The 21,711-nt window shown below is 65.7% G+C and carries 20 protein-coding genes; 8 read left to right on the top strand and 12 right to left on the bottom strand.

Annotated features, from left to right (window positions below):
- Positions 1-19: 19 nt before the first annotated feature.
- Positions 20-919: an alpha/beta hydrolase family protein gene (locus CLG96_RS14245; protein WP_165799656.1), complete on the bottom strand. Its 900-nt coding sequence runs from the start codon at positions 917-919 to the stop codon at positions 20-22.
- A gap of 162 nt (positions 920-1,081) precedes the next feature.
- Between CLG96_RS14245 and CLG96_RS14240 the strand changes: the two genes are divergently transcribed.
- Both CLG96_RS14240 and mazG read left to right on the top strand, forming a co-directional pair.
- On the top strand, positions 1,082-1,729 hold the full coding sequence (locus CLG96_RS14240; RefSeq protein ID WP_207796696.1) for a glutathione S-transferase family protein: 648 nt from the start codon (positions 1,082-1,084) through the stop codon (positions 1,727-1,729).
- 54 nt (positions 1,730-1,783) lie between these two features.
- Entirely contained in the window at positions 1,784-2,515 is a 732-nt protein-coding gene (gene mazG, locus CLG96_RS14235; RefSeq protein WP_107968643.1) for a nucleoside triphosphate pyrophosphohydrolase, read from the top strand.
- An 82-nt stretch (positions 2,516-2,597) separates the two neighbouring features.
- Here the strand turns inward: mazG and hflX are convergent, their stop codons facing one another.
- The 7 genes from hflX to dusB form a co-directional block, all read right to left on the bottom strand.
- On the bottom strand, positions 2,598-3,923 hold the full coding sequence (gene hflX, locus CLG96_RS14230) for a GTPase HflX (protein ID WP_107968641.1): 1,326 nt from the start codon (positions 3,921-3,923) through the stop codon (positions 2,598-2,600).
- A complete protein-coding gene (hfq, locus tag CLG96_RS14225) occupies positions 3,920-4,552 on the bottom strand; it encodes an RNA chaperone Hfq (protein WP_279330694.1) in 633 nt (210 codons plus the stop codon). Before hfq ends, hflX begins: the two co-directional genes overlap by 4 nt.
- Positions 4,549-5,934 carry a nitrogen assimilation response regulator NtrX gene (gene ntrX / locus CLG96_RS14220; RefSeq protein ID WP_107968637.1) on the bottom strand — a complete coding sequence of 462 codons (1,386 nt, stop codon included), beginning with the start codon at positions 5,932-5,934 and terminating at the stop codon, positions 4,549-4,551. The genes hfq and ntrX overlap by 4 nt, the downstream gene beginning before the upstream one ends.
- A gap of 4 nt (positions 5,935-5,938) precedes the next feature.
- Positions 5,939-8,206: a sensor histidine kinase gene (locus CLG96_RS14215; RefSeq protein WP_243395785.1), complete on the bottom strand. Its 2,268-nt coding sequence runs from the start codon at positions 8,204-8,206 to the stop codon at positions 5,939-5,941.
- Between the two features lie 74 nt (positions 8,207-8,280).
- The gene (ntrC, locus tag CLG96_RS14210) at positions 8,281-9,732 is read right to left on the bottom strand and encodes a nitrogen regulation protein NR(I) (protein WP_107968821.1); all 1,452 of its coding nucleotides are present in this window, start codon (positions 9,730-9,732) and stop codon (positions 8,281-8,283) included.
- Between the two features lie 11 nt (positions 9,733-9,743).
- Entirely contained in the window at positions 9,744-10,883 is a 1,140-nt protein-coding gene (locus CLG96_RS14205; RefSeq protein ID WP_107968633.1) for a two-component system sensor histidine kinase NtrB, read from the bottom strand.
- Entirely contained in the window at positions 10,859-11,857 is a 999-nt protein-coding gene (dusB, locus tag CLG96_RS14200) for a tRNA dihydrouridine synthase DusB (protein ID WP_107968631.1), read from the bottom strand. The genes CLG96_RS14205 and dusB overlap by 25 nt, the downstream gene beginning before the upstream one ends.
- An 82-nt stretch (positions 11,858-11,939) precedes the next feature.
- On the opposite strand from dusB, the gene CLG96_RS14195 reads away from it, so the two are divergent.
- The 3 genes from CLG96_RS14195 to CLG96_RS14185 are packed head-to-tail and all read left to right on the top strand — an operon-like array spanning position 11,940 to position 14,162.
- Positions 11,940-13,097 carry a bifunctional 2-C-methyl-D-erythritol 4-phosphate cytidylyltransferase/2-C-methyl-D-erythritol 2,4-cyclodiphosphate synthase gene (locus CLG96_RS14195; protein ID WP_107968629.1) on the top strand — a complete coding sequence of 386 codons (1,158 nt, stop codon included), beginning with the start codon at positions 11,940-11,942 and terminating at the stop codon, positions 13,095-13,097.
- Between the two features lie 4 nt (positions 13,098-13,101).
- Positions 13,102-13,641, top strand: coding sequence for a hypothetical protein (locus CLG96_RS14190; RefSeq protein WP_107968627.1), 540 nt, complete (start codon positions 13,102-13,104; stop codon positions 13,639-13,641).
- Positions 13,638-14,162 (top strand): CinA family protein, encoded by a 525-nt coding sequence (locus CLG96_RS14185; RefSeq protein WP_107968625.1) that lies wholly within the window; start codon positions 13,638-13,640, stop codon positions 14,160-14,162. Before CLG96_RS14190 ends, CLG96_RS14185 begins: the two co-directional genes overlap by 4 nt.
- Here the strand turns inward: CLG96_RS14185 and CLG96_RS14180 are convergent.
- Both CLG96_RS14180 and lipA read right to left on the bottom strand, forming a co-directional pair.
- Positions 14,108-14,584, bottom strand: a complete 477-nt coding sequence (locus CLG96_RS14180; protein WP_107968623.1) for a type II toxin-antitoxin system RatA family toxin — start codon at positions 14,582-14,584, stop codon at positions 14,108-14,110. The genes CLG96_RS14185 and CLG96_RS14180 overlap by 55 nt on opposite strands.
- Entirely contained in the window at positions 14,577-15,509 is a 933-nt protein-coding gene (gene lipA, locus CLG96_RS14175; protein WP_107968621.1) for a lipoyl synthase, read from the bottom strand. The genes CLG96_RS14180 and lipA overlap by 8 nt, the downstream gene beginning before the upstream one ends.
- Positions 15,510-15,615: 106 nt before the next feature.
- Here lipA and CLG96_RS14170 point away from each other — a divergent pair, with 106 nt between their 5' ends.
- Together CLG96_RS14170 and CLG96_RS14165 are read left to right on the top strand one after the other, a co-directional pair.
- On the top strand, positions 15,616-16,269 hold the full coding sequence (locus CLG96_RS14170) for a carbonic anhydrase (RefSeq protein WP_107968619.1): 654 nt from the start codon (positions 15,616-15,618) through the stop codon (positions 16,267-16,269).
- Positions 16,266-17,171, top strand: a complete 906-nt coding sequence (locus CLG96_RS14165; protein WP_207796695.1) for a DMT family transporter — start codon at positions 16,266-16,268, stop codon at positions 17,169-17,171. The genes CLG96_RS14170 and CLG96_RS14165 overlap by 4 nt, the downstream gene beginning before the upstream one ends.
- 54 nt (positions 17,172-17,225) lie before the next feature.
- On the opposite strand, the gene ettA is transcribed toward CLG96_RS14165, so the two are convergent.
- Positions 17,226-18,905: an energy-dependent translational throttle protein EttA gene (gene ettA / locus CLG96_RS14160; protein ID WP_107968617.1), complete on the bottom strand. Its 1,680-nt coding sequence runs from the start codon at positions 18,903-18,905 to the stop codon at positions 17,226-17,228.
- A gap of 105 nt (positions 18,906-19,010) precedes the next feature.
- Between ettA and CLG96_RS14155 the strand changes: the two genes are divergently transcribed.
- Complete coding sequence (locus CLG96_RS14155; RefSeq protein ID WP_165799655.1) at positions 19,011-20,375, top strand: M28 family peptidase; 1,365 nt, start codon at positions 19,011-19,013, stop codon at positions 20,373-20,375.
- A gap of 42 nt (positions 20,376-20,417) precedes the next feature.
- On the opposite strand, the gene CLG96_RS14150 is transcribed toward CLG96_RS14155, so the two are convergent.
- Positions 20,418-21,692, bottom strand: a complete 1,275-nt coding sequence (locus CLG96_RS14150) for a glycoside hydrolase family 130 protein (protein WP_107968615.1) — start codon at positions 21,690-21,692, stop codon at positions 20,418-20,420.
- Between the last annotated feature and the right edge of the window lie 19 nt (positions 21,693-21,711).

Here is a 21,711-nt window from a genome sequence, read left to right as displayed (position 1 = left end):
TCCGCAACGGGGCAGGGGCCTATCGGCCGGGCAATGTTTCGAGCCAGCTCACCACGGCAGCGGATAGCGCGATCCGCTGATCGGCGAAGCTATGGTCGGAGGGTAGGTTGCGGACCGTCAGCCGTGCGCCCGGCGCGACTTCGGTAATTGCCCGGGCCAGCGCCTGATTCTGCGCGGCAAGGCCATGTTCGGCATAGACGATCAGCAGCGGGACGCGCGCCAGGCCCGGCGCCGCGGCAAGCAGGTTCCACGCCTTGCCATGTCGCGCGATCTCGGTGGCGATGCTCCCGGGCGTGGCACCGGCCAGGCTATTGCCGAAATCATTCATGTCGGCGACGAAGGCGGCGCGGGCAGGGGGGCCACCTTGCGCAATCTGCTCGCCGGTTGCGCCGGCATTCCAGGCATCGATCAGCACGACGCCCGCAAGCCCCGCATCGCGTGCAGCATGTCGCGCCGTCGCAAATCCGCCCATACTATGTCCCGCCATGACCAGCCGGTCGCGATCAACGCCATATTTGGCCGCGATTTCGGGCGCACGCAGGAAGGCGATTGCCGCTGCCGCATCCTTCAGCGCATGGTCCACCGAGAAGATTCCCGGCGAACCCCAGCTACCGCGATAATGCAGCGTCAGCACATTCCAGCCCGCACGGCGGACGGCCTGTGCCAGATCGAGATTCTGCTCATTGCCGGGAAGGCCGTGCAGGAGCAGCATCGTCGGATGCGGACCCGGTCCTGCGGCGAGCAGGAAAAGGGCGTTCATGCCCATGCCGTCGCTCGGCACCAAAAGCTGGGCGTTGCGCGCAGCATGCGCCATATCGCGCGGGCCATCGGCGATGACGGCATCCGGCACGGGCGCAGCCGCCACAAAGCCGCCCGCCGCGAGGAGCATCACGGTCATCGCCGCATGGATTTTCCGCATTCCAGTCCTCCCGGCTGCCATAGGGTCCTTCTTGTGGGTGGCAAAGTGGCTCAGCCGAACCGGGAGCGCAACGGTCGATCGGTCGGCCGCGGGGCAACAGGTGGACAGGGAGAACGGCCTGCGGCAAGGAACTTTCGCGTCCGGCGAGAAAGGAGCAGGGCTTTGGGTACGGATCAGCCATATGTGCTTTACGCGGCGCGCGGCTGGGGATCCGTGCTCGTCGAGGCCATGCTCGCCTTGTGCGGCGCCGATATGCGGATCGAGCAGATCGACGGCTTCGATCATCCGGGCGAGAACCGATCGAAGCTGCTCGCGGTGAACCCGCTGGCGCAGGTGCCGACGCTGTTGCTGCCGGACGGCACGGTCATGACCGAGAGCGCGGCCATCGCGCTGCTTCTCGCGGAGAGCTTTCCCGAGGCCGGGCTCGCGCCGGCGCCCGATGATGTGCGCCGGCCGATCTTCCTGCGGCACCTGATCTGGCTCGTCGCCAATATCTATCCGACCTTCACCTTCGCCGATTATCCGGAGCGCTGGGTCGAGCGGGAAACCGATCGGCTGATCGATACGGTCAGGCGGCATCGCGAAGCATTGTGGCGGATGTTCGAGGCGGAGATCGATCCGGGCCCCTGGGTGCTGGGCGATCTCTTTTCGGTGCTGGACATCTATGTCTGCGCCATGACGCATTGGTATCCGCGCCGGGCTTGGTTCGAGGCCGAATGCCCGAAGCTCCACGCCATCGCGCTGGCATGTGAGGCCGATGCTCGGCTTTCGCCCGTCTGGACCCGCAACTTCGGTCCGGAGACGGCATGAGACAGCCATCCAGCCACCCATATTTTACATAATATATATTATCGGACTTTGACCATGCTGAACCGTCTTACCGAAATCATGGCGCGGCTGCGTGATCCGGAAAATGGATGCCCATGGGACGTCGCGCAGAATTTCAGCACCATCGCCCCCTATACGATCGAGGAAGCCTATGAGGTGGCGGACGCGATCGAGCGCGACGACATGGCGGCGCTGAAGGACGAGCTTGGTGATCTCCAGCTCCAGGTCGTCTTCCACGCCCGCATGGCCGAGGAGCGCGGCGCCTTCGCCTTGCCGGACGTGATCCGCTCGATCTGCGACAAGATGGAGCGCCGCCATCCGCATGTCTTCGGCGACGGCACCAATCCCGGCTGGGAGTCGATCAAGGCCCAGGAGCGCGCCGACCGGGAGCCCGACCCCAGCGCGCTTGCCGGGGTCGCGTCCGCGCTGCCGGCATTGCTCCGCGCGGAGAAACTGCAGAAGCGCGCCGCCCGCACCGGCTTCGACTGGCCCGATGCCACCGGCGCCCGCGCCAAGGTCGTCGAAGAGATTGACGAAGTTGATACTGCCGCCAGCGAGGCCGAGCGGATCGAGGAAATCGGCGATCTGCTGTTCGCCGTCGTGAACTGGGCGCGCCATCTGGGCATCGATCCCGAAGCCGCCTTGCGCCAGGCCAATGCCAAGTTCGAGCGACGCTTTCGCGCGATGGAGGCATCGGCCGGCAATGGCTTCGCCGCGCTGCCGCTCGATGAAAAGGAAAGCCTCTGGCAGCAGGCGAAGCGTGGCTGATGGCAATCAGGCGGGGAAAGGAGCGTCCTTCACGTGACCGCGCTCAGCCCGAGCGCGGTGATCCTATCCAGATGAAATCGGGTTAGAAGGACAGGCCGGCACCGCCATTACGCCGTCCACGCGCTTCGTACCGGGCCCAGTCCGCCTCGGACAGCCGGACATTTATCGACAGCCTGTCGCCATCGATCTGCTGGCCGATCACCTCGCCATGGGCATGCAGCCAGGCGATGGCACCGCCGTCGCTTGCCGCCACCGTCACGCTGTGGAGGCGACTGCCCTGGTTCAACCGCTCCGAAACCGTGCGCCTCAGCTGTTCGACACCGTCGCCGCTGAGCGCAGAGATCGGCATCACATCCTCGCGCCGCGCTGCCTCCGCCGCGATACGCTCGGCTTCCTCGGCCGGCAGCGCGTCGATCTTGTTCCAGGCTTCGAGGATCGGGGCCCCTTCCCCCTCGCCCACGCCGATCTCGGCCAGCACGGCGACGACATCGTCGCGTTGCGCCTCCGTATCAGGATGCGAAATGTCGCGGACATGGATGATGAGGTCTGCCGCGGTCACTTCCTCCAAGGTCGCGCGGAAGGCGGCGACGAGCTGGGTCGGCAGATCGGAGACGAAGCCTACGGTGTCGGATAAAATGGCCTTGTCCATGCCGGGCAGGCTGATCTGTCGCATCGTCGGATCGAGCGTCGCGAACAGCAGATCCTCGGCCATCACATCGGCGCCCGTCATCCGGTTGAACAGTGTCGATTTGCCGGCATTGGTATAGCCGACCAGCGCGATCACCGGCCAGGGCGCGCGTTGCCGCCGGGCGCGATGCAGCCCGCGCGTCTTGCGGACCTGCTCCAGCTCGCGGCGCAATTTCGCCATGCGGTCCCGGATCATCCGCCGGTCGGCTTCGATCTGGGTTTCGCCGGGACCGCCGAGAAAGCCGAAGCCGCCGCGCTGCCGCTCGAGGTGGGTCCAGCTCCGGACGAGGCGCCCCGCCTGATAATCGAGATGGGCGAGCTCCACCTGCAGGCGCCCTTCCGCGGTCGCCGCCCGTTCGCCAAAAATTTCGAGGATCAGGCCCGTGCGATCGATCACCTTGGCTTCGAGTGCCTTTTCCAGATTCTTCTGCTGGATGGGCGTCAGCGCGGCATCGACGATCACCAGCTCCGCCTCGGTCATGCGCGCGGCGACGGCGATCGATTCCACCTGGCCCGCGCCGAACAGCGTTGCGGGCTTGGGATCGCGCAGGCGGAAAGCGAGGCGATCGACCACATCGACGCCGATCGCCTCAGCCAGCCCGGCGGCTTCCTCCAGCCGCGCTTGCGCGCTGCGCTGGCTCTCGCCACGTTCGGGCAAGGCGACAACGGCCTTGGCGCCACGCGCCAGGCCGTCATCCTCGTTACGATTGAATATGCTCAATCCGCCTCCGAATCCTCGCTGCTGAACAGGTTCAGCGGGCTTGCCGGCTGCACGGTCGAGATTGCATGCTTGTAGACGAGCTGGCTGAGACCATCCCGACGCAACAGCATGCAGAACAGATCGAACGCAGCGATCTCCCCCTGCAGCATCACGCCATTAACGAGGAACATGGTCACCGGCTCCCGCGATTTCTTCACCGCGGAAAGAAAGATTTCCTGGAGCAGCGCGGCTTTGCGCTCCTCGAAATTTTTCTCGATCTCGTTCAGGTCCAGCGGGTGCGCCGGCATCACGGTCGAGATCGCATGTTTGTAGATAAGCTGCGATTGGCCATCGCGGCGAAGCAGCACCGAGAAATTGTCGAACCAGGTGATGATACCCTGGAGCTTCACGCCCTTCACGAGGAACATCGTGACGGGCGTTTTGGATTTCCTGAGTGTATTTAGGAAAATATCCTGAAGGTTGTTGACCTTGTCGGCCATGTCCGGTTCTCCGGTTACTTGGCGGGTCGTAGCCCGCGTGAGCGCCTTTCCACGGCGTCGTGCGCCCCCGCCGCATGCGGGATTGCCGGGGAGTCTAGCCGAGGCTTCCCGGGTCGTCCATCTCGCATATGCAAAATGACGGTGGCTTATTCCTCCTCGCCCTTGCTGTCCGCCAGGCCCAGCGTCTTGAGCTTGCGATGAAGCGCGGACCGCTCCATGCCGATGAAGGTCGCGGTGCGCGAGATATTGCCCGAAAAACGGCGGATCTGGACGCGCAGATATTCCCGCTCGAACGTCTCGCGCGCCTCGCGCAGCGGCGTTCCCATGATCGATCTCGCGGCATTACCGGGCGCGAGCTGCACCTGTTCGTTCAACACCTCGGGCGGCAGCATGTCGATGTCGATCCGCCCGATGCGGTCGCCGGGCGCGAGGATGATCGTGCGTTCCACGACATTGCGGAGCTGGCGGACATTGCCGGGCCAGTCATAGGCCTGAAGCGCCGCCATCGCCTCCTCGGACACAAGCGGCGTATGGACGCGACGCTCGGAGGCGTAACGCGCGACGAAATGATCGACCAGCACGGGAATATCCTCGCGCCGTTCGGCCAGTGCCGGCAAATGCACGGGAACCACGTTCAGCCGATAATAAAGATCTTCGCGGAAACGCCCCGCGGTGATCTCGGTCGACAATTCCCGCGCGGAGGCGGACACGACGCGCACGTCCACCTTCACGGTGCGCGTGCCGCCGATCCGGGTGAAGCTCTGATCGGTCAGGACGCGCAATATCTTCGCCTGGGTCGTCAGCGGCATATCGGCGATCTCATCGAGGAACAGCGTGCCGCCATGCGCCTGTTCGAGCAGGCCGGGCCGGATGAGCTCATTCCCCTCTTCGACGCCGAACAGCTCCTCCTCCACCCGCTCGGGCGTCATCCTTGCAGCCGAAACGACGATGAAGGCCGCATTGGCGCGCGGGCTCCACAGATGGAGCAGCCGCGCCGCCACTTCCTTACCGACGCCAGCCGGGCCGCTGATGAGCACGCGGCTGCCGGTGGCGGCGACGCGCTTCAGCGTCGCGCGGACGGCATTTATCGCGGCGGATGTACCGGTCAGTTCCTCATCCTGGCCGATCTGCGCCTTGAGCGAGGCATTTTCCCGCCGCAGCCGTTCCGTCTCGGTCGCGCGCGCGACCAGATGCAGCAGCTTCTCGGATTCGAACGGCTTTTCGATGAAGTCGACCGCACCGCGCCGGATCGCGGCCACCGCCGTATCGATATTGCCATGGCCGGAAAAGACCAGCACGGGCAGCGAAGGATCGCGCCGCTTGATCTCGTCGAGCAGGTCGAGCCCGTCGAGCCGCGAGCCCTGCAGCCACACGTCGAGCAACACGAGCGACGGTCGCCGCTCGCCGAGTGCGCCGAGGGTCGCGTCGCTGTCGCCGGCCGTCCGGGCCTGATAGCCCTCATCCTCCAGCACGCCCGCGACAAGCTCGCGAATGTCCTGCTCATCGTCGACGATCAACACTTCCAGGGCCATGGGATCAGACGCTCCTGATACGGGTAAGCTCGTTGGGCCGTTCGTCGCCATCCTCCGCCTCGGCATCGGTGCGGCCATCGGCAAGGGGGGCAAGCGCGGCGCGATCGAAGGCGAGCCGCACGATCGTGCCGCCGCCGGGACGATCGGCGAAGGACATGCTGCCGAGATGCTCCTCGACGATCTTCTTGACGATGGCGAGACCGAGGCCGGTGCCCCGCACTCGCGTCGTCATATAAGGCTCGGTCAATCGCTCGCGTTCCGCGGGCAGGCCGATGCCATCGTCGGCCAGCTCGATCAGGATGCGCTCGTCCACCACCGTCATGGTCATGGCGATCGTGCCGGCGCCGCCCTCCCCCGCCTTGGCCTCTACCGCCTCGACGGCATTTTTGACGATGTTGGTCAGCGCTTGGCCGAGCTGACGCCGGTCGCACACCATCAGTGGCGAGGGATCGGGCGCATCGAGGCGGAAGACGATGGCGGGGTGCGCCACCTCATGCAGGAACAGCGACTGGCGGGCGATATCGACGATCGCCTCCTCGCGGAATTCGGGCTTGGGCATGCGCGCGAAGGAGGAAAATTCATTCACCATCCGGCGCATATCGCCCACTTGGCGGACGATCGTTCCGGTCAGCCGCTCGAACGTGCCGGGATCGGATACGACCTCGCGGCCATAGCGGCGCTGGAGCCGCTCCGCCGCAAGCTGGATCGGGGTCAGCGGGTTCTTGATCTCATGCGCGATACGCCGCGCCACATCCGCCCAGGCGGCGCGGCGCTGGTCTGCCAGCTGTTCGGTGATGTCATCGAATGTCAGCACATGCCCGCCGCCCACGCGGACGAGCTTCACCGCCAACGTGCGTGGCTCGCCGCCGCTGGAAAATTGCGTCACCGTCTCACGCTCGCCTTTTTCGAGCAGTCGATCGAGTTCGGGCGCCACGTCGGCGAGCGTGCGGCCGATCGGGCTTTCCGCGCCCGTCTTGAGCAATGCCTCGGCCGATCTGTTGATCAGCGTCACGCGGTGATTATCGTTGATCGAGACGACGCCCGCCGTGACACCGGAGAGCACCGCCTCGGTGAAGGCACGGCGGCTGTCGAGCTGGCTGTTAGCCGTCACCAGCGCGCCGGTCTGCTCCTCCAGCCGCCGCGTCATGCGATTGAAGGCATTTGCGAGCGTGCCGACCTCGTCCTTGGTGCGCGCCGAGCTCACCCGCGTCGAAAGATCGCCCGCCGCGACGCGCCGTGCCGCTTCCACAAGCTCGCTCACCGGCCGCACCAGCCGGTCCGCGACCTTGAAGGCGATCCAGATCGACGCGCCGACGATCAGCAGCGACACCACGAACAGCGCCGCATTGAAGCGCAGTTGCAGGATGCGCGACCGATCGAGCAGTTGATTATAGTCGCCCAGCGCCGATGCGGCACGCGCAGCCTGCGTCAGCACCAGCGGATCGACGAGACGCGAGACATAGAGATAGAGCCGGTTGTCCGGATCGAGCAGGACGATCGCCTCCACCCGATCGCCCGCATCGATCGAGATACGCGGCTGCCCGTTCGCCAGGGCGGGGAGAATAGGCACTGGCACACGCGTCTCCAGCGGCCGCTTGTCGAGATTGGCGCCGCCGATCAGACGCAATGTGTTGTCGGTCCCGACGCTGACGATCGCGGCCTCGTCGAGCGTGCGATAGGCGACCTGTCGCGCGAACGCTTCGCGAAAACGGGGATCGTCGATCCGCGCGATGGTGAGCGCGTAGGAAAGGTCGCCCGCCATCGGCACGATTTCGCCCGCGATGCGCTGGCGATTTTCGTCGACATAGGCCTGCGCCACCCGGTCGGCATTTTCGAGTACCGTGCGCGCGCGATCCGAGAACCAGAATTCCACGCCATATTGGAACAGGAGCGAGGCGAAGATCACGACCAGCAGGGTCGGCACCGCCGCGATCACCGAGAAAAGCGCCACCAGGCGGACATGCAGCCGCCCCCGGCCGCCCACCGGCGACGTCGCCGTCCGCCCCTTGGCGATGCGCCGGGCGAGCAGCACCAGGAGACCCATCGTCGGCACGAGATTCGCCACCAGCAGCAGCGCCACCACCGGCGGCGTCAGCAACCTCTGGGGCGCGCTCTCCCCGGCGACGATGAAGTAGGTGAAGAGCATCATGCCCAGCGCCGCGAGCAGCGTGCCGCCCTCGATCACCGGCATCATGCCGCCACGCCGCAGGAAGATCGCCAGCCGTCTGCGCCAGCGCGGCGGCTCGTCGACGGGATGGATGCTCAAGCTCATCGTGGCGACGCTACCACAATGGCGTTGCATACAAAACACAAGCTTTGGTTAAGGAATACTCTCCAGCGTAGCGACTACTCTGCTCGCCGCCGGGCAATCGGATCAACGCCGTGTTCGAGCAATTTCTTGCGCAGCGTATTGCGATTGATCCCGAGCAACTTGGCCGCCTTGAGCTGATTGCCCTTCACCGCCGCGAGGCTGAGCTGCAGCAGTGGCCGCTCGACTTCGGCGAGCACCCTGTCGAACAGGCCGTCGGGCGGCAGATCGCGGCCAAAAGTCGCGAAATAGCGGGCGAGATGATGCTCCACCGCCTGCGCCAGCCCGCCCGCGGACGGCGCCAGCACGGGCATGGCTTCGGGCGCGGCGGAGCCATCGAGCTGCTGCTCGACCAGCGTCGCGGTGATCACATCCTCGCGGCTGAGCGCGGCCAGCCGGCGCATCAGATTTTCCAGCTCGCGGACATTTCCGGGCCAGCCATGCCGTGCCAGCCGATCGACCGCCGCGCGGGAGAGCTGCTTGCGCGGCAACCCGTCCGCCGCTGCCCGCTCGAGGAAATGGCGGGCGAGTTCGGCCAGATCCTCCGGTCGCTGGCGCAGCGCCGGCAGCCGGATCGGCACGACGTTCAGCCGATAATAAAGATCCTCGCGGAACAGCCCGTCGGCGATCAGCCTGGGCAGGTCTTTATGGGTAGCCGCGATGATGCGCACATCGGCGCGGATCGATCGCGCGCCGCCGACCGTGCTGAACTCCCCCGATTGGAGGACGCGCAGCAGCCTGGTCTGCGCCTCCATCGGCATGTCGCCAATCTCGTCAAGGAACAGCGTGCCACCCTGCGCCTGCTCGAATCGGCCGGCGGTGCGTGCCGCAGCCCCGGTAAAGGCGCCGCGCTCATGGCCGAACAGCTCCGATTCGATCAGCTCGCGCGGGATCGCCGCCATGTTGATCGCGACGAAGGGCTTGTCCGCCCGCGCCCCGAAATCATGGATCGCCCGCGCCACCAGTTCCTTGCCCGTGCCCGATTCGCCCAGCACGAGGACGGTCAGGTCGTTGGAAACGACGCGCGCGATCGTGCGATACACTTCCTGCATCGGCGGCGATCGGCCGATCAGCGGCAGATCCTCGGTGGGGGAATGGTCAAGCCCGGCCGCGTCCGCCGATCCGCGCGAGGCAAGCGCGTCGGCAACGGCCCGGCTCAGCTCGGCCAGATCGAAAGGCTTGGGCAGATAATCGAACGCACCCTGCTCCGTCGCGCGGAGCGCGGTCGTGAAGGTATTCTGCGCCGAAAGCACGATCACGGGCATGCGCGGATATTCGGCGAGCATTTCCGGCACCATATCCAGCCCGTTGCCGTCCGGCAGCACCACGTCCGTCACCAGCACCTGAGGCGCGAAGCTCTTCACCAGCCGGCGCTGCTCGGCGACCGTCGCGGCCGTTTCGACGACATGGCCGTCCCTGCGCAGCGCCTCGCGCACGACGGTGCGGATCGCGGCATCATCATCGACCACGAGGATCCGTCCACCGCCCATATTCATCCCGCTCATGTCGCTTCCTTATTGCCTTCGTCGCCGGGCGCGCCCAATGCCCGCGGCAGCAGCAGGCGGAAAACCGTGTGGGGCGGCATGCCCTCGCGCGCATATTCGACCATGCCGCCATGATCCGCGACCAGCTTCTCCACCAGCGCCAGGCCGAGCCCGCCGCCCGATCGCTTGGAGGTGACGAAGGGATCGAACAGATGTTCCTCGATCTCCGGCGGCGCGCCCGGCCCCTCGTCGATCACCGAAACCTCGATCGGCAGTGAACGATGCCCCGCCCCCTGCTCCATCCGCATTCGCACGCCATGGCGATAGGCGGTTTTCAATGTGATCGTCCCGCCTTCACTCTTCATTGCTTCCGCTGCATTCTTCAGAAGATTTATGAGGATCTGGACGAGCGAGTCCCGATGCCCCATCACCGGCGGCAGCGAGGGATCATATAGCTCTCGAATGGCAAAGCCCTTGGCGAAGCCCTGCAAAGCCACCTCGCGGGCATGGGCCAATATGGCATGAATATTCTGCGGACCGAGCTCGATCGGTCGCGTGTCCGTGAAGCCTTCCATCCGGTCGATCAGCGCGGCTACGCGGTCCACCTCATCGCGGATCAATCGGGTCAGGTCGCGTGAATCCGGGTCCGCGCTCGCCTCGAGCAATTGCGCTGCACCACGTATGCCGGACAGCGGGTTCTTGATCTCGTGCGCCAGCATCGCGGCAGCGCCGATCGCCGTCAGCGTGCCGCCCTCGCGCCCGCTCCTGCGCCCGATCATATGGCCGGGCGGATGCCCGTGCACCACCACCAGCCGCCAGCCCTGCCGTTCGGGAAGCGGTGCCACCATGATGTCGGCGCGCTGAGGGCGGCCCACCGGCAGGACGATATCGATATCATAGGCGGCGAACGGCGCATCGTTCGACACCGATGTCAGCGGATGGCCGATCATCTCCTCGATGCTCCGGCCCGTAATCGCCGCGCGGGAAAGGTTGAGCAGATTTTCGGCGGCCGGATTGGCGTCGATCACCTGCCCGGCGCCGTCGATCGTCAGCAGCGGCGCGGGCAGCGCGGCAAAAAGCTCGCTCAGCGCCGGCCTGTCCGGCACGGTGGCCGGCTTGCGGCCGAAGCGGATCAGGCTGCCGCCCGGGAGAGCCATGGCCCGTAGAAATCCGCCAGCATCTTCAGGACGGTATCCGGATTGGGCTCCTGGTTCACCTTGTTGCGGAACTCGGCCGAGCCATTCAGTCCCTTGGTGTACCAGCCAATATGCTTGCGCGCCATATTGACGCCGGTTTCCCTGCCATAATGTTCGAGCAATATGCGGTAATGTTCTGTAATCACCGCATATTGCTCATCGATGGTCGGATCGGCACGACGCTCGCCCGTCTGGAGATAGCGCATCACCTGCGCCAGCAGCCACGGCTTGCCATAGGCGCCGCGCCCGATCATCAGCCCGTCCGCGCCCGACTGTTCGAGCGCGGCTTCGGCATCCTCGATCGAGCAGATGTCGCCATTGACGATCACCGGCACGCTGACAGCTTCCTTCACGCGTCGCACGAACGCCCAGTCCGCCGATCCCTTGTACATCTGGCAGCGGGTGCGGCCATGGACGGTGATCATCCGCACGCCCAGATCCTCGGCGATGCGCGCAAGCTCGGGCGCGTTGAGGCTGGCATGATCCCAGCCCATCCGCATCTTGAGCGTCACCGGCACATCGACCGCCTTTACCGTCGCGGCGATGATCTCGGTCGCCAGCTCGGGCACGCGCATCAGTGCCGATCCGGCATCGCCGTTCACCACCTTGCGCACCGGACAGCCCATATTGATGTCCACGATCGCAGCGCCGCGATCGGCCACCAGCTTCGCCGCCTCGGCCATCTCATTGGGCGTGCAGCCGACGAGCTGCATCGACACCGGTTCCTCGATCGCGTCCCACATCGCCTTCTGGACGGACTGGCGCGTCTCGCGGATGGCGGCCTGACTGGCGATCATCTCGGTGACGTTCAGGCCCGAACCATAGCGCCGCACCATCTTGCGGAACGGCAGATCGGAGACGCCCGTCATCGGCGCCAGGATCACCGGCGTGTCGATATATACCTTGCCGATCTCGATTGGGTTCAGTCGGGGCATGTCCACTGCCTAAAAAAGTGGCACAGCCTGTATCGTCAAAGCGGCTGGCGGGCAAGGCCGGCCTAGGCTAACGCTCGCGCGCATGAAGCCAGAAGGCAAGACGACCGCGCTGATCGTCGCCGCCGGTCGCGGTGAACGCGCCGGTGGCGGCATCCCCAAACAATATGCCTCCGTCGCGGGCAGAGCCGTGCTCGCGCACGCCATCGACGCCTGCATGGCGCATGGCGGGATCGACGAGGTCCGCGTCGTGATCGGCGAAGGACAGGAGGCGCTCTATGCCCAAGCGATCGAGGATCGCAGCCTGCCGTCCCCGATCATCGGCGGCGCGGAACGCCGGCTTTCCGTGCTCGCCGGCCTAGAGGCGATCGATGGCGAGCGGGTGCTGATCCATGATGCCGCCCGCCCCTTCCTTCCCGCCGCCGTGATCGATCGGCTGCTCGCCGCGCTGGACGAGGCGCCCGGCGCCGTTCCCGTGCTGCCCGTGGTGGATACGCTCGCGCAGGCCGATACGGCGCTGGGCGATATCGTTCCGCGCGACGGGGTCGTGCGGGTCCAGACGCCGCAGGCCTTCCATACCCACGCGATCCTCGCCGCGCATCGCGCCTGGGACGGCGCGCGGCCGGCCACCGACGATGCGCAGATCGCGCGCGCGGCCGGCCTTTCCGTCCTGCCCGTAACCGGAGACCGACTGCTGGAGAAGCTGACCTATGCCGAAGATATCGAGGCGGCCGAGCGCCGGTTGCGCGCGACCATGATCTCGCGCACTGCGCTCGGCTATGATGTCCATGCTTTTGCCGAAGGAGATCATGTCTGGCTCGGCGGGATCCGGATCCCGCATGGCCAGTCCCTCGCCGGTCACTCCGATGCCGATGTCGCGCTCCATGCGCTCACCGACGCGCTGCTGGGCACGATCGGCGACGGGGATATCGGCACCCATTTCCCGCCATCCGATCCCCAATGGAAAGGCGCTGCCTCCTGGCGCTTCCTGGTCCATGCGCGCGATCTCATCCGCGCCAGAGGCGGCGTGATCGATCATGTCGACGTGACGATCGTGTGCGAGGCACCGAAGGTGGGCCCCCACCGCCCGGCCATTCGTTCGCGCATTGCGGAACTGCTCGAAATGGCGGAGGGAGATATCAGCATCAAGGCGACCACTACCGAACGGCTGGGCTTCACCGGCCGGCGGGAGGGGATCGCCGCGCAGGCGGCCGCGACCGTGCGGCTGCCGCAGGGAGGATAACTGATTGATAAAGCGCCTGATCCTTGCCGCGCTCCTGACCGCCTCGCTGCCCGCTGCGGCCGTCGCCCAGACGGCATCGCGCTGCATGCCGAATGATGAGGCCGCCGGACTCGTCACCTTCGCCTTGCCGACTCTCGTCGAGCGGCTGGCCGAACGCTGCCGTCCGACGCTGCCGGGCAACGCCTATCTTTCGGCCTCCTCCGTTGCGATCGCCGATCGCTACCGCGCCGATGCGGCTTCGGCATGGCCCGTCGCGCGCAAGGCGCTCGAAAAGCTGTTCGACCAGTTTATGGGCCAGCCCATGCCGGCCGATTTCAATTCCGAACTGGCGCGCCAGCTTGCAGGGCCGATGATCGCGACCTTGCTTGCCGAAAAGGTGAAGACGGAGGATTGCGCCGCGGCCAGCCAGACGCTGGAGACGCTGACCAGGCTGTCGGGCCGCGAGACGGGGCGGCTGGTGGCGCTTGCCGCCGCCGTCGCGGATCGCAAGGGAGATGGGATCGCGGGCGCATTGCGCGTCTGCAAGCCGGGTATGACAAGATGAATGACCAGAATTATTGCCTTCCGCCGGAACTGATCGCGGCCGCGCGCCGCGTGATCGAGGCCAATCGCGCTGCGGGCCTGCGCGTCGCGCTGGCGGAAAGTTGTACCGGCGGCCTCGTCACCGCCGCGCTGACCGAAATCCCCGGCTCGTCCGACGTGCTCGAAGCCGGTTTCGTGACTTATTCGAACGAGTCGAAGAGCGAGCTTCTGGGCATCAGCCCGGACATCATCGACACGTTCGGCGCGGTTTCGATCGCGGTGGCCTGGGCGATGGCCCGAGGCGCGGTCGCCAAGACCAATGCCGATATTGCCGTCGCCATCACCGGCATCGCCGGGCCCGAGGGCGGATCGGAGAAGAAGCCGGTCGGGACCGTCATCTTCGCCCGTGCGCTGAGCGGCGCCGATCCCGATGAGATCGTCGCCGATCAGCGCAATTTCGGCGATCTCGGCCGTGGCGCCGTCCGCCTTCAGGCGGCGCTGTGGGCGCTCGAGCTACTGATGCCGGACACTTCCTTCCCGTAAAGCGCGGCGGCGCGACTTTCGAACGCGCCGATCATCTTGCGAAGCGCCCGGTCGAACATCTGCCCGGCCAGCGCTTCGAAGATGCGGGACTTGAACTGGAAGTCGACATGGAAGTCGACGAACGTGCCTCCATGCCCGTCCGGGCGGAATTTCCATTCATTATGGAGATGTTTGAGCGGCCCCTCGACATAGTCGACGGAGATATGTCTCGGCCGATGCTTCCTGACACGCGAGGTGAACCTCTCGCGGATCGCCTTGAAGCCCACGACCAGATCCGCGACCATCTCGTGCGGCCTGTCCGATTTCACCCTTACCGCCGCCACCCAAGGCAGGAATTCCGGGTAACGCGGCACATCCGCGACCAGATCGAACATCTGCTCCGGCGTGTAGGGAAGATGGCGGGTCTCGATATGTCTAGGCAATTGGCCTGGCCTTCGCCAGTTGCGCTTCCCGGGCCGCGCGCAGTTTCGCGAAATCGTCGCCGGCATGATAGCTTGATCGGGTAAGCGGGCTCGATGCGACCAGCAGGAAGCCCTTGGCACGCGCAATCGCGGCATAGGCCTCGAACGCCTTGGGCGTCACGAATTCCGCCACTTTGGCATGTTTCGGCGTCGGCTGGAGATATTGGCCGATCGTCAGGAAATCGATGTTGGCGGAGCGCATATCGTCCATCACCTGATGGATTTCGAGTCGCTCCTCGCCCAGCCCGACCATCACGCCGGATTTGGTGAAGATGGACGGATCGAGCTTTTTCACGCTCTCCAGCAGGCGCAGCGACGCATAATAGCGCGCGCCCGGCCGGATCGTCGGATAAAGCCTCGGCACGGTTTCCAGATTATGGTTGTAGACATCCGGCCGCGCCGCGACGATCGCCTCCACCGCCGCATCCGCCTTGTTGCGGAAATCGGGGGTGAGGATTTCGATCGTGGTCTTGGGCGTCGTCCGCCGCAGCGCCTCGATCACCTTCACGAACTGCGATGCGCCGCCATCCTTCAGGTCGTCGCGATCGACTGAGGTGACGACGATATGTTCCAGGCCCAACTCGGCGGCCGCATCCGCAACATGCTGGGGCTCAAGCGGATCGACCGCGCGCGGCATGCCCGTCTTGACGTTGCAGAAGGCGCAGGCCCGCGTGCAGACGTCGCCCAGGATCATCACCGTGGCATGTTTCTTCGTCCAGCATTCGCCGATATTCGGGCAGGCCGCCTCCTCGCACACGGTGGCGAGGTTCAGTCGCCGCATGAGCTGGCGCGTCTCGGCAAAGCCGGTGCTGGTGGGGGCTTTCACCCGGATCCAGTCGGGCTTGCGCGGACGGGCGGCGGGCGCGGGGGCGAGCGGTTCGGTCATGCCGGGACAAATAGCGATACGGGCCGGCTCTTGCCAGCCCTTCCCCGGCCCCGCTAGGGCGCGGCGGGGCCGCCGGGTGGCCTGAAGCAAGAGTAGCGGGGGCGTCATGACCGACATCAGCAGCGATTTCGAGGGACTCCTCGCCGGCTATCGCCGCTTCCGCAACGGCCAATGGGCGCGGGAACGCGCGCGCTGGGCGGAGCTTGCCACGGGACAGAGCCCGCGCGTGATGGTGATCGCCTGTTCCGACAGCCGCGTCGATCCCAGCGAGATATTCGATGTTTCCCCTGGGGAGATTTTCGTCGTACGCAATGTCGCCAATCTCGTCCCGCCGTTCGAAACGGGCGGCGGCCATCATGGCGTGTCGGCGGCGCTCGAATTTGCGGTGAACCAGCTCGAAGTGACGGAAATTCTCGTCATGGGGCATGGCGCATGCGGCGGCGTGCATGCCGCGCTGGCTCGCAAATTTCACGATGCGCCCCCCGGCGAAGGCGGCTTCATCGCCGATTGGATCAGCCTGCTCGACGAAGCGCGCGACCGGGTCGAGGCGAAGCATGGCCATGGGCCGGAGGCGATCCATGCGCTGGAGCTGGAGGCGGTGAAGGTCAGCCTCGCCAATCTGCGCAGCTTTCCCTTCATTCCGGCGCGCGAGGCGGCAGGCAAGCTCCGCCTGCGCGGCGCCTATTTCGCGATCGCCGACGGCCTCCTCCATGTGCTGGATGAAGCGACCGGCCATTTTTCCGTGGTCACGTCCGCTTGATCCCCGAACCTGAAGCCGGCCAGGCCCGGCGTCTCCTGCCCGAGCTCGTCCTTGTCGGCATCACCATCATCTGGGGCTTCACCTTTTACGTCACCCAGATCGGCCTGACTCACTCCGGCCCCTTCTTCTTCGTCGGCCTGCGCTTCGCGACCGCGACATTGGTGCTCGCGGCCGTGTCGACCCGGTCGATCCGCGCGGGCTTCACGCGTCTGGAACTCGGCGCATCGCTGTCAATCGGGCTGGTGATGGTCGCCGTCTTCGGCTTCCAGGCAGCGGGGCTGTTGACGATCCCGAGCAGCAAGTCCGCCTTCATCACCGCGCTTTACGTGCCGCTCGTGCCGCTGATGGAGCTGTTCTTCCTGCAGCGCATGCCACGCCGGATGGTGTGGATCGGGATCGTCATGGCCTTTATCGGCCTGATCCTGCTGGCCGGCCCCGAGCAGGTCGTCGCGCTCCGCCTGGGCGTAGGCGAGACCTTCACCCTGCTCTGCGCGGTCGCCGCCGCGGCGCAGATCGTGCTGATTGGCCTCTTCGCCGACCGGATCGACACGCGCCGTGCCGCGCTGATCCAGCTCGGAACGGTGTCGATCGGCTGCTTCGCACTGATGCCGGTCTTTGGAGAGCGCGTGCCCTCGCTCAGTGCTCCGCTGTTCCTTACCACCGGCGGGCTCGGCGTGGCGAGCGCGCTCATCCAGGTGGCGATGAACTGGGGCCAGCGCAGCGTCGCGCCCAGCCGCGCGACGCTGATCTATGCCGGCGAGCCCATCTGGGCTGGCCTGATCGGCCGTGTCGCGGGTGAAAGGCTGCCGGGCATCGCGCTCATCGGCGCGGCGCTCATCATCGGGGGCGTGATCGTCAGCGAGCTGAAGATCAGCCGGAAACCGAAAATAGTGCCGGCCTGACACTGTCCCGGCAGATGCCGGAGCCGGAACGAGGCCGGCCCCGGCGCCAAAAGGTCAGCGGGTCAGCTTCTTATAGGCGAGCCGCGTCGGCCGGTCCGCCGCATCGCCCATGCGGCGACGCTTATCTTCCTCATAGGCCTGGAAATTGCCCTCGAACCATTCGACATGGCTGTCGCCCTCGAACGCCAATATGTGCGTGGCGAGGCGATCGAGGAAGAAGCGGTCGTGGCTGATGACGACCGCGCAGCCCGCGAAATTCTCCAGCGCCTCCTCGAGCGCGCGCAGCGTCTCGACATCGAGGTCGTTGGTCGGCTCGTCGAGCAGCAGGACGTTGCCGCCCTCCTTCAGCATCTTGGCCATATGGACGCGGTTGCGCTCGCCGCCCGAAAGCTGGCCGACCTTCTTCTGCTGGTCCGATCCCTTGAAGTTGAACGCGCCGACATAGGCGCGGGTCGACACGTCATGCTTGCCGAAGGTGAAGCGATCGAGCCCGTCGGACACTTCCTCCCACACATTCTTGTTGGGATCGAGATGGTCGCGGCTCTGGTCGACATAGCCGAGCCTGACGGTCGTGCCGACCTTGATCTCGCCCGCATCCGGCTGCTCCTGGCCGGTGATGAGCTTGAACAGCGTCGTCTTGCCCGCGCCGTTGGGCCCGATCACGCCGACGATACCGCCCGGCGGCAGGTTGAAGTTCAGATCCTCGAACAGCAGCTTGTCGCCGAAGCTCTTCGTCAGCCCCTTGGCCTCGATCACATTTCCGCCCAGCCGTTCGGGGATCTGGATCAGGATCTGCGCTGCGCCGGGGCGACGGTCATTCTGCTTCTCGACCAGCTCGTCAAACGCCTTGATGCGCGCCTTGGACTTGGTCTGGCGCGCCTTGGGGCTCTGGCGGATCCATTGCAGCTCCTGCTGGATCGCCTTCTGCCGGCCTTCCTCCTCGCGCTCTTCCTGCTCGAGCCGCTTCGCCTTCGCGTCCAGCCAGGCGGAGTAGTTGCCCTCGAAGGGGATGCCCCGGCCGCGATCGATCTCGAGCACCCAGCCGACGACATTATCGAGGAAATAGCGGTCGTGCGTCACGAGGATGACGTTGCCCGCATATTCCTTCAGATGATTTTCGAGCCAGGCGACGCTCTCCGCGTCGAGATGGTTGGTCGGCTCGTCGAGCAGCAGGATTTCGGGCTTTTCGAGCAGCAGCTTGCATAGCGCCACGCGGCGGCGCTCGCCGCCCGACAGCTTGGTCACGTCCGCATCGCCCGGCGGGCAGCGCAGCGCTTCCATCGCGATTTCGAGCTGATTGTCGAGCGTCCAGCCGTCGACCGCGTCGATCTTCTCCTGAAGCTCGCCCATCTCGGCCAGCAGCGCGTCGAAATCCGCATCTTCCGGCGGATCGGCCATCAGATTGGAAATTTCGTTGAAGCGATCGACGAGGTCGGCCACGCCGCGCACACCGTCCATCACATTGCCCTTCACATCCTTGTTCGGATCAAGATGGGGCTCCTGCGGCAGATAGCCGACGCGAATGCCTTCCGCGGCCCAGGCCTCGCCGGAAAATTCCTTATCATAGCCGGCCATGATCTTCATCAGCGTCGACTTGCCGGCGCCGTTCACGCCGATGATCGCGATCTTGGTGCCCGGCAGGAACTGAAGATGGATGTTGTTGAGAACGGGCTTGGGCGCGCCCGGGAAGGTCTTGGTCAGACCCTTCATCACAAAACTATATTGCACGGCCATCGGCTGTGGACTCCACGTGTCGATATGCTGCTGGAAACTGGCGCCGCACTAGCCGAGCGGGCCCATCTTGGCAAACATGGGGAGCGCCGCCTAAAGAATCCACCCATGAAGAAGATGATCCTCCTCGCCGCCTTCCTCTCCACCTCCACCATCGCCACAGGCCAGACCGCCGAGATACGCGACGCCGCGCTGCAGGACGATGTCGCCTGGGACATCACCGAGGGCCTGACCACCGAGGTCGGCCAGCGCCTGGCTGGCACCGAGGCGGAGGCGCGTGCCCGCGATTGGGCGACCGCGAAGCTGAAGTCGCTCGGCTTCGCCAATGTCCGCGTCGAGCCGTTCGACATGCCCGTCTGGGTGCGTGGCGCGGAAAGCGCAGAGATCGTCTCGCCCTTCCCGCAGAAGCTCGTCCTCGCCGCGCTGGGCAACAGTGCCGCCACGCCGGACGCCGGCATCACGGCGGAGGTGATCGGATTTGACGGCATAGAGGCGCTGAAGGCCGCACCCGATGCGTCGGTCCGCGGCAAGATCGTGTTCGTTACCCATGCGATGAATTCCACTCAGGACGGGTCGAGCTACGGCGCGTTCGGCATCGTCCGCCGCCAGGGGCCCTCGATCGCGAGCCGCAAGGGCGCCGCGGCGATCGTCATCCGCTCGATCGGCACCGATCATCATCGCAATCCGCATACCGGCGTCCAGATGTGGGCCGAAGGCACCACGCCCATCCCCGCCGCCGCCCTTTCCGTGCCCGATGCCGAGCAGCTCCAGCGTATCCTCAAGCGAGGCAAGCCCGTCACCATGAAGCTGGTGCTAACGCCGAAGAATATCGGCACGCGCCAGTCGGGCAATGTCATTGCCGAGGTGCCCGGCCGCGATCCCAAGGCGGGGATCGCGCTGGTCGGCTGCCATCTCGACAGTTGGGATCTGGGCACCGGCGCGATCGACGATGCGGCCGGCTGCGGTATCGTCGCCGCCGCCGCCAAGCAGGTAATGGATGCCGGCCGGCCGCTGCGCACGATCCGCGTCGTCTGGTTCGGCGCGGAGGAAGTGGGGCTGTTCGGTGGCTTCGCCTATCGCGATCGTCACAAGAGCGAGAAGCACGCGCTGCTTGCCGAATCCGATTTCGGCGCCGATCGCATCTGGAAGATCGAAAGCAAGGTGGCGCCGGCGGCGCTTCCGCTCGTGGCGACGCTTGCAACCCGGCTCCAGCCGCTCGGCATCGGCCTCGGCGGCAATGAGGCGCATGGCGGATCGGATATCGGCCCGCTTGCCGCCACGGGTGTTCCGGTGATCGCGCTCAATCAGGACGGCAGCCGCTATTTCGATCTGCACCACACGCCCGACGACACGCTCGACAAGATCGATCCCGCGCAGCTTCGCCAGAATGTCGCGGCCTATGCGACGATGCTGTCGGTCCTCGCCAACGACACGACCGATCTCGGCCCCGTGACCGTCCAGCCCGAAGGCTGACCCGATCCTCCGCCCTCTCCTCCTCGGGGGAGAGGGCAAGGCTCATCGCATCGAGGCGAGCAGTTCCGGGATCGGCACGAAGACGAAGGCGACCGAGCTATCCGCGACGCCATAAGGCACGAACAGCAGATCGTCCTGTTTCAGCGCGCCGCAGGTATAGACGACGTTGGGCACATAGCCTTCGCGATCCTCGTCCGCCGCGGAGAGCAGCGGCTGCGTCATCCGGCCGATCACCTTGGACGGGTCTTCCTTGTCGAGCAGCACTGCGCCGATCGAATATTTGCGCATCGCGCCCACGCCGTGGGTCAGCAGCAGCCAGCCTTCATCCAGCTCGATGGGCGATCCGCAATTGCCGAGCTGCACCATTTCCCACGGATATTTTGGCGTCAGCAGAAGCTCGCCCTCGCCCCAATGGTCGAGCCGATTCGATCGGATCAGGAAGACATTTTCGCCATCTTGCCGGCCGATCATCAGATATTGGCCGTCTATCTTGCGCGGGAACAGCGCCATGCCCTTGTTGCGCGCGGCGGGCCCCGCCATCGGCGCGAGCACGAAGCTGCGGAAATCATGGGTGCGCAAAAGCTCCGAACGGACCGTCGCGCCATTATAGGCGGTGTAGGTGCCGATCCATTCCCGCGTCCCGTCCTCATGGGCGAACTGGACGAGACGGAGATCCTCCAGCCCGTTGCGCTGCGCAGCCGTCATCGGGAACAGCACGGTGCCCGAAAGCGAGCTGTCGCGGTTGCGGTGCACCTCGATCGCGCCATTCTCCAGCTCCGCCGCGCTGTCCGCCGCGGTCGCGAAGGGCGGCTCGGGCATCAGCTCGAACAGCGGGCCGGGGCCAAGAATGCCTTCGCGGAACGCGACCGAGGAGATATGCCCCTCGCCCACCGCCCGCAAAGACATGGCGATGCGCACCGCGCCTTCGGAAAGGCCGCTCTGATCGGGATGGGCGATGATGCTGGGATTCATCAGCGCCGCCGCGGCATAGCTATATTCGTGGCAGAAATAGGCCCCGATCAGCTGCTTGTGCACCTCCGAGATGGTCGCGCCGTCGAGCCTCAGCGCATTTTCGATCGTGACGTAACGGCTGCGGAAGACGTTGCGCGTCTGCCAGTGCCGTGCCTCGAAGTCGCGCAGCACCAGATCCAGCTCGGCTTCCGCTTCCTCCCCGTTCATCGCCAGCACTGCATCGACGATGCGCCGCACGCGGCCCGGCCGCCCGGATGCGGCTTCGATTGCGATATGAAACGGGCGCACGACGACGCGAGCCGGATCCGCCTGCAACCGCAAAGGGCAGTGGATAACGTCGAACAAGCGCGCCCATCCCCCTCCA

This window comes from Sphingomonas oleivorans, from assembly GCF_003050615.1.
Classification (GTDB): Bacteria; Pseudomonadota; Alphaproteobacteria; order Sphingomonadales; family Sphingomonadaceae; genus Sphingomonas_H; species Sphingomonas_H oleivorans.
This window is presented reverse-complemented; position numbering and strand designations above follow the sequence as displayed.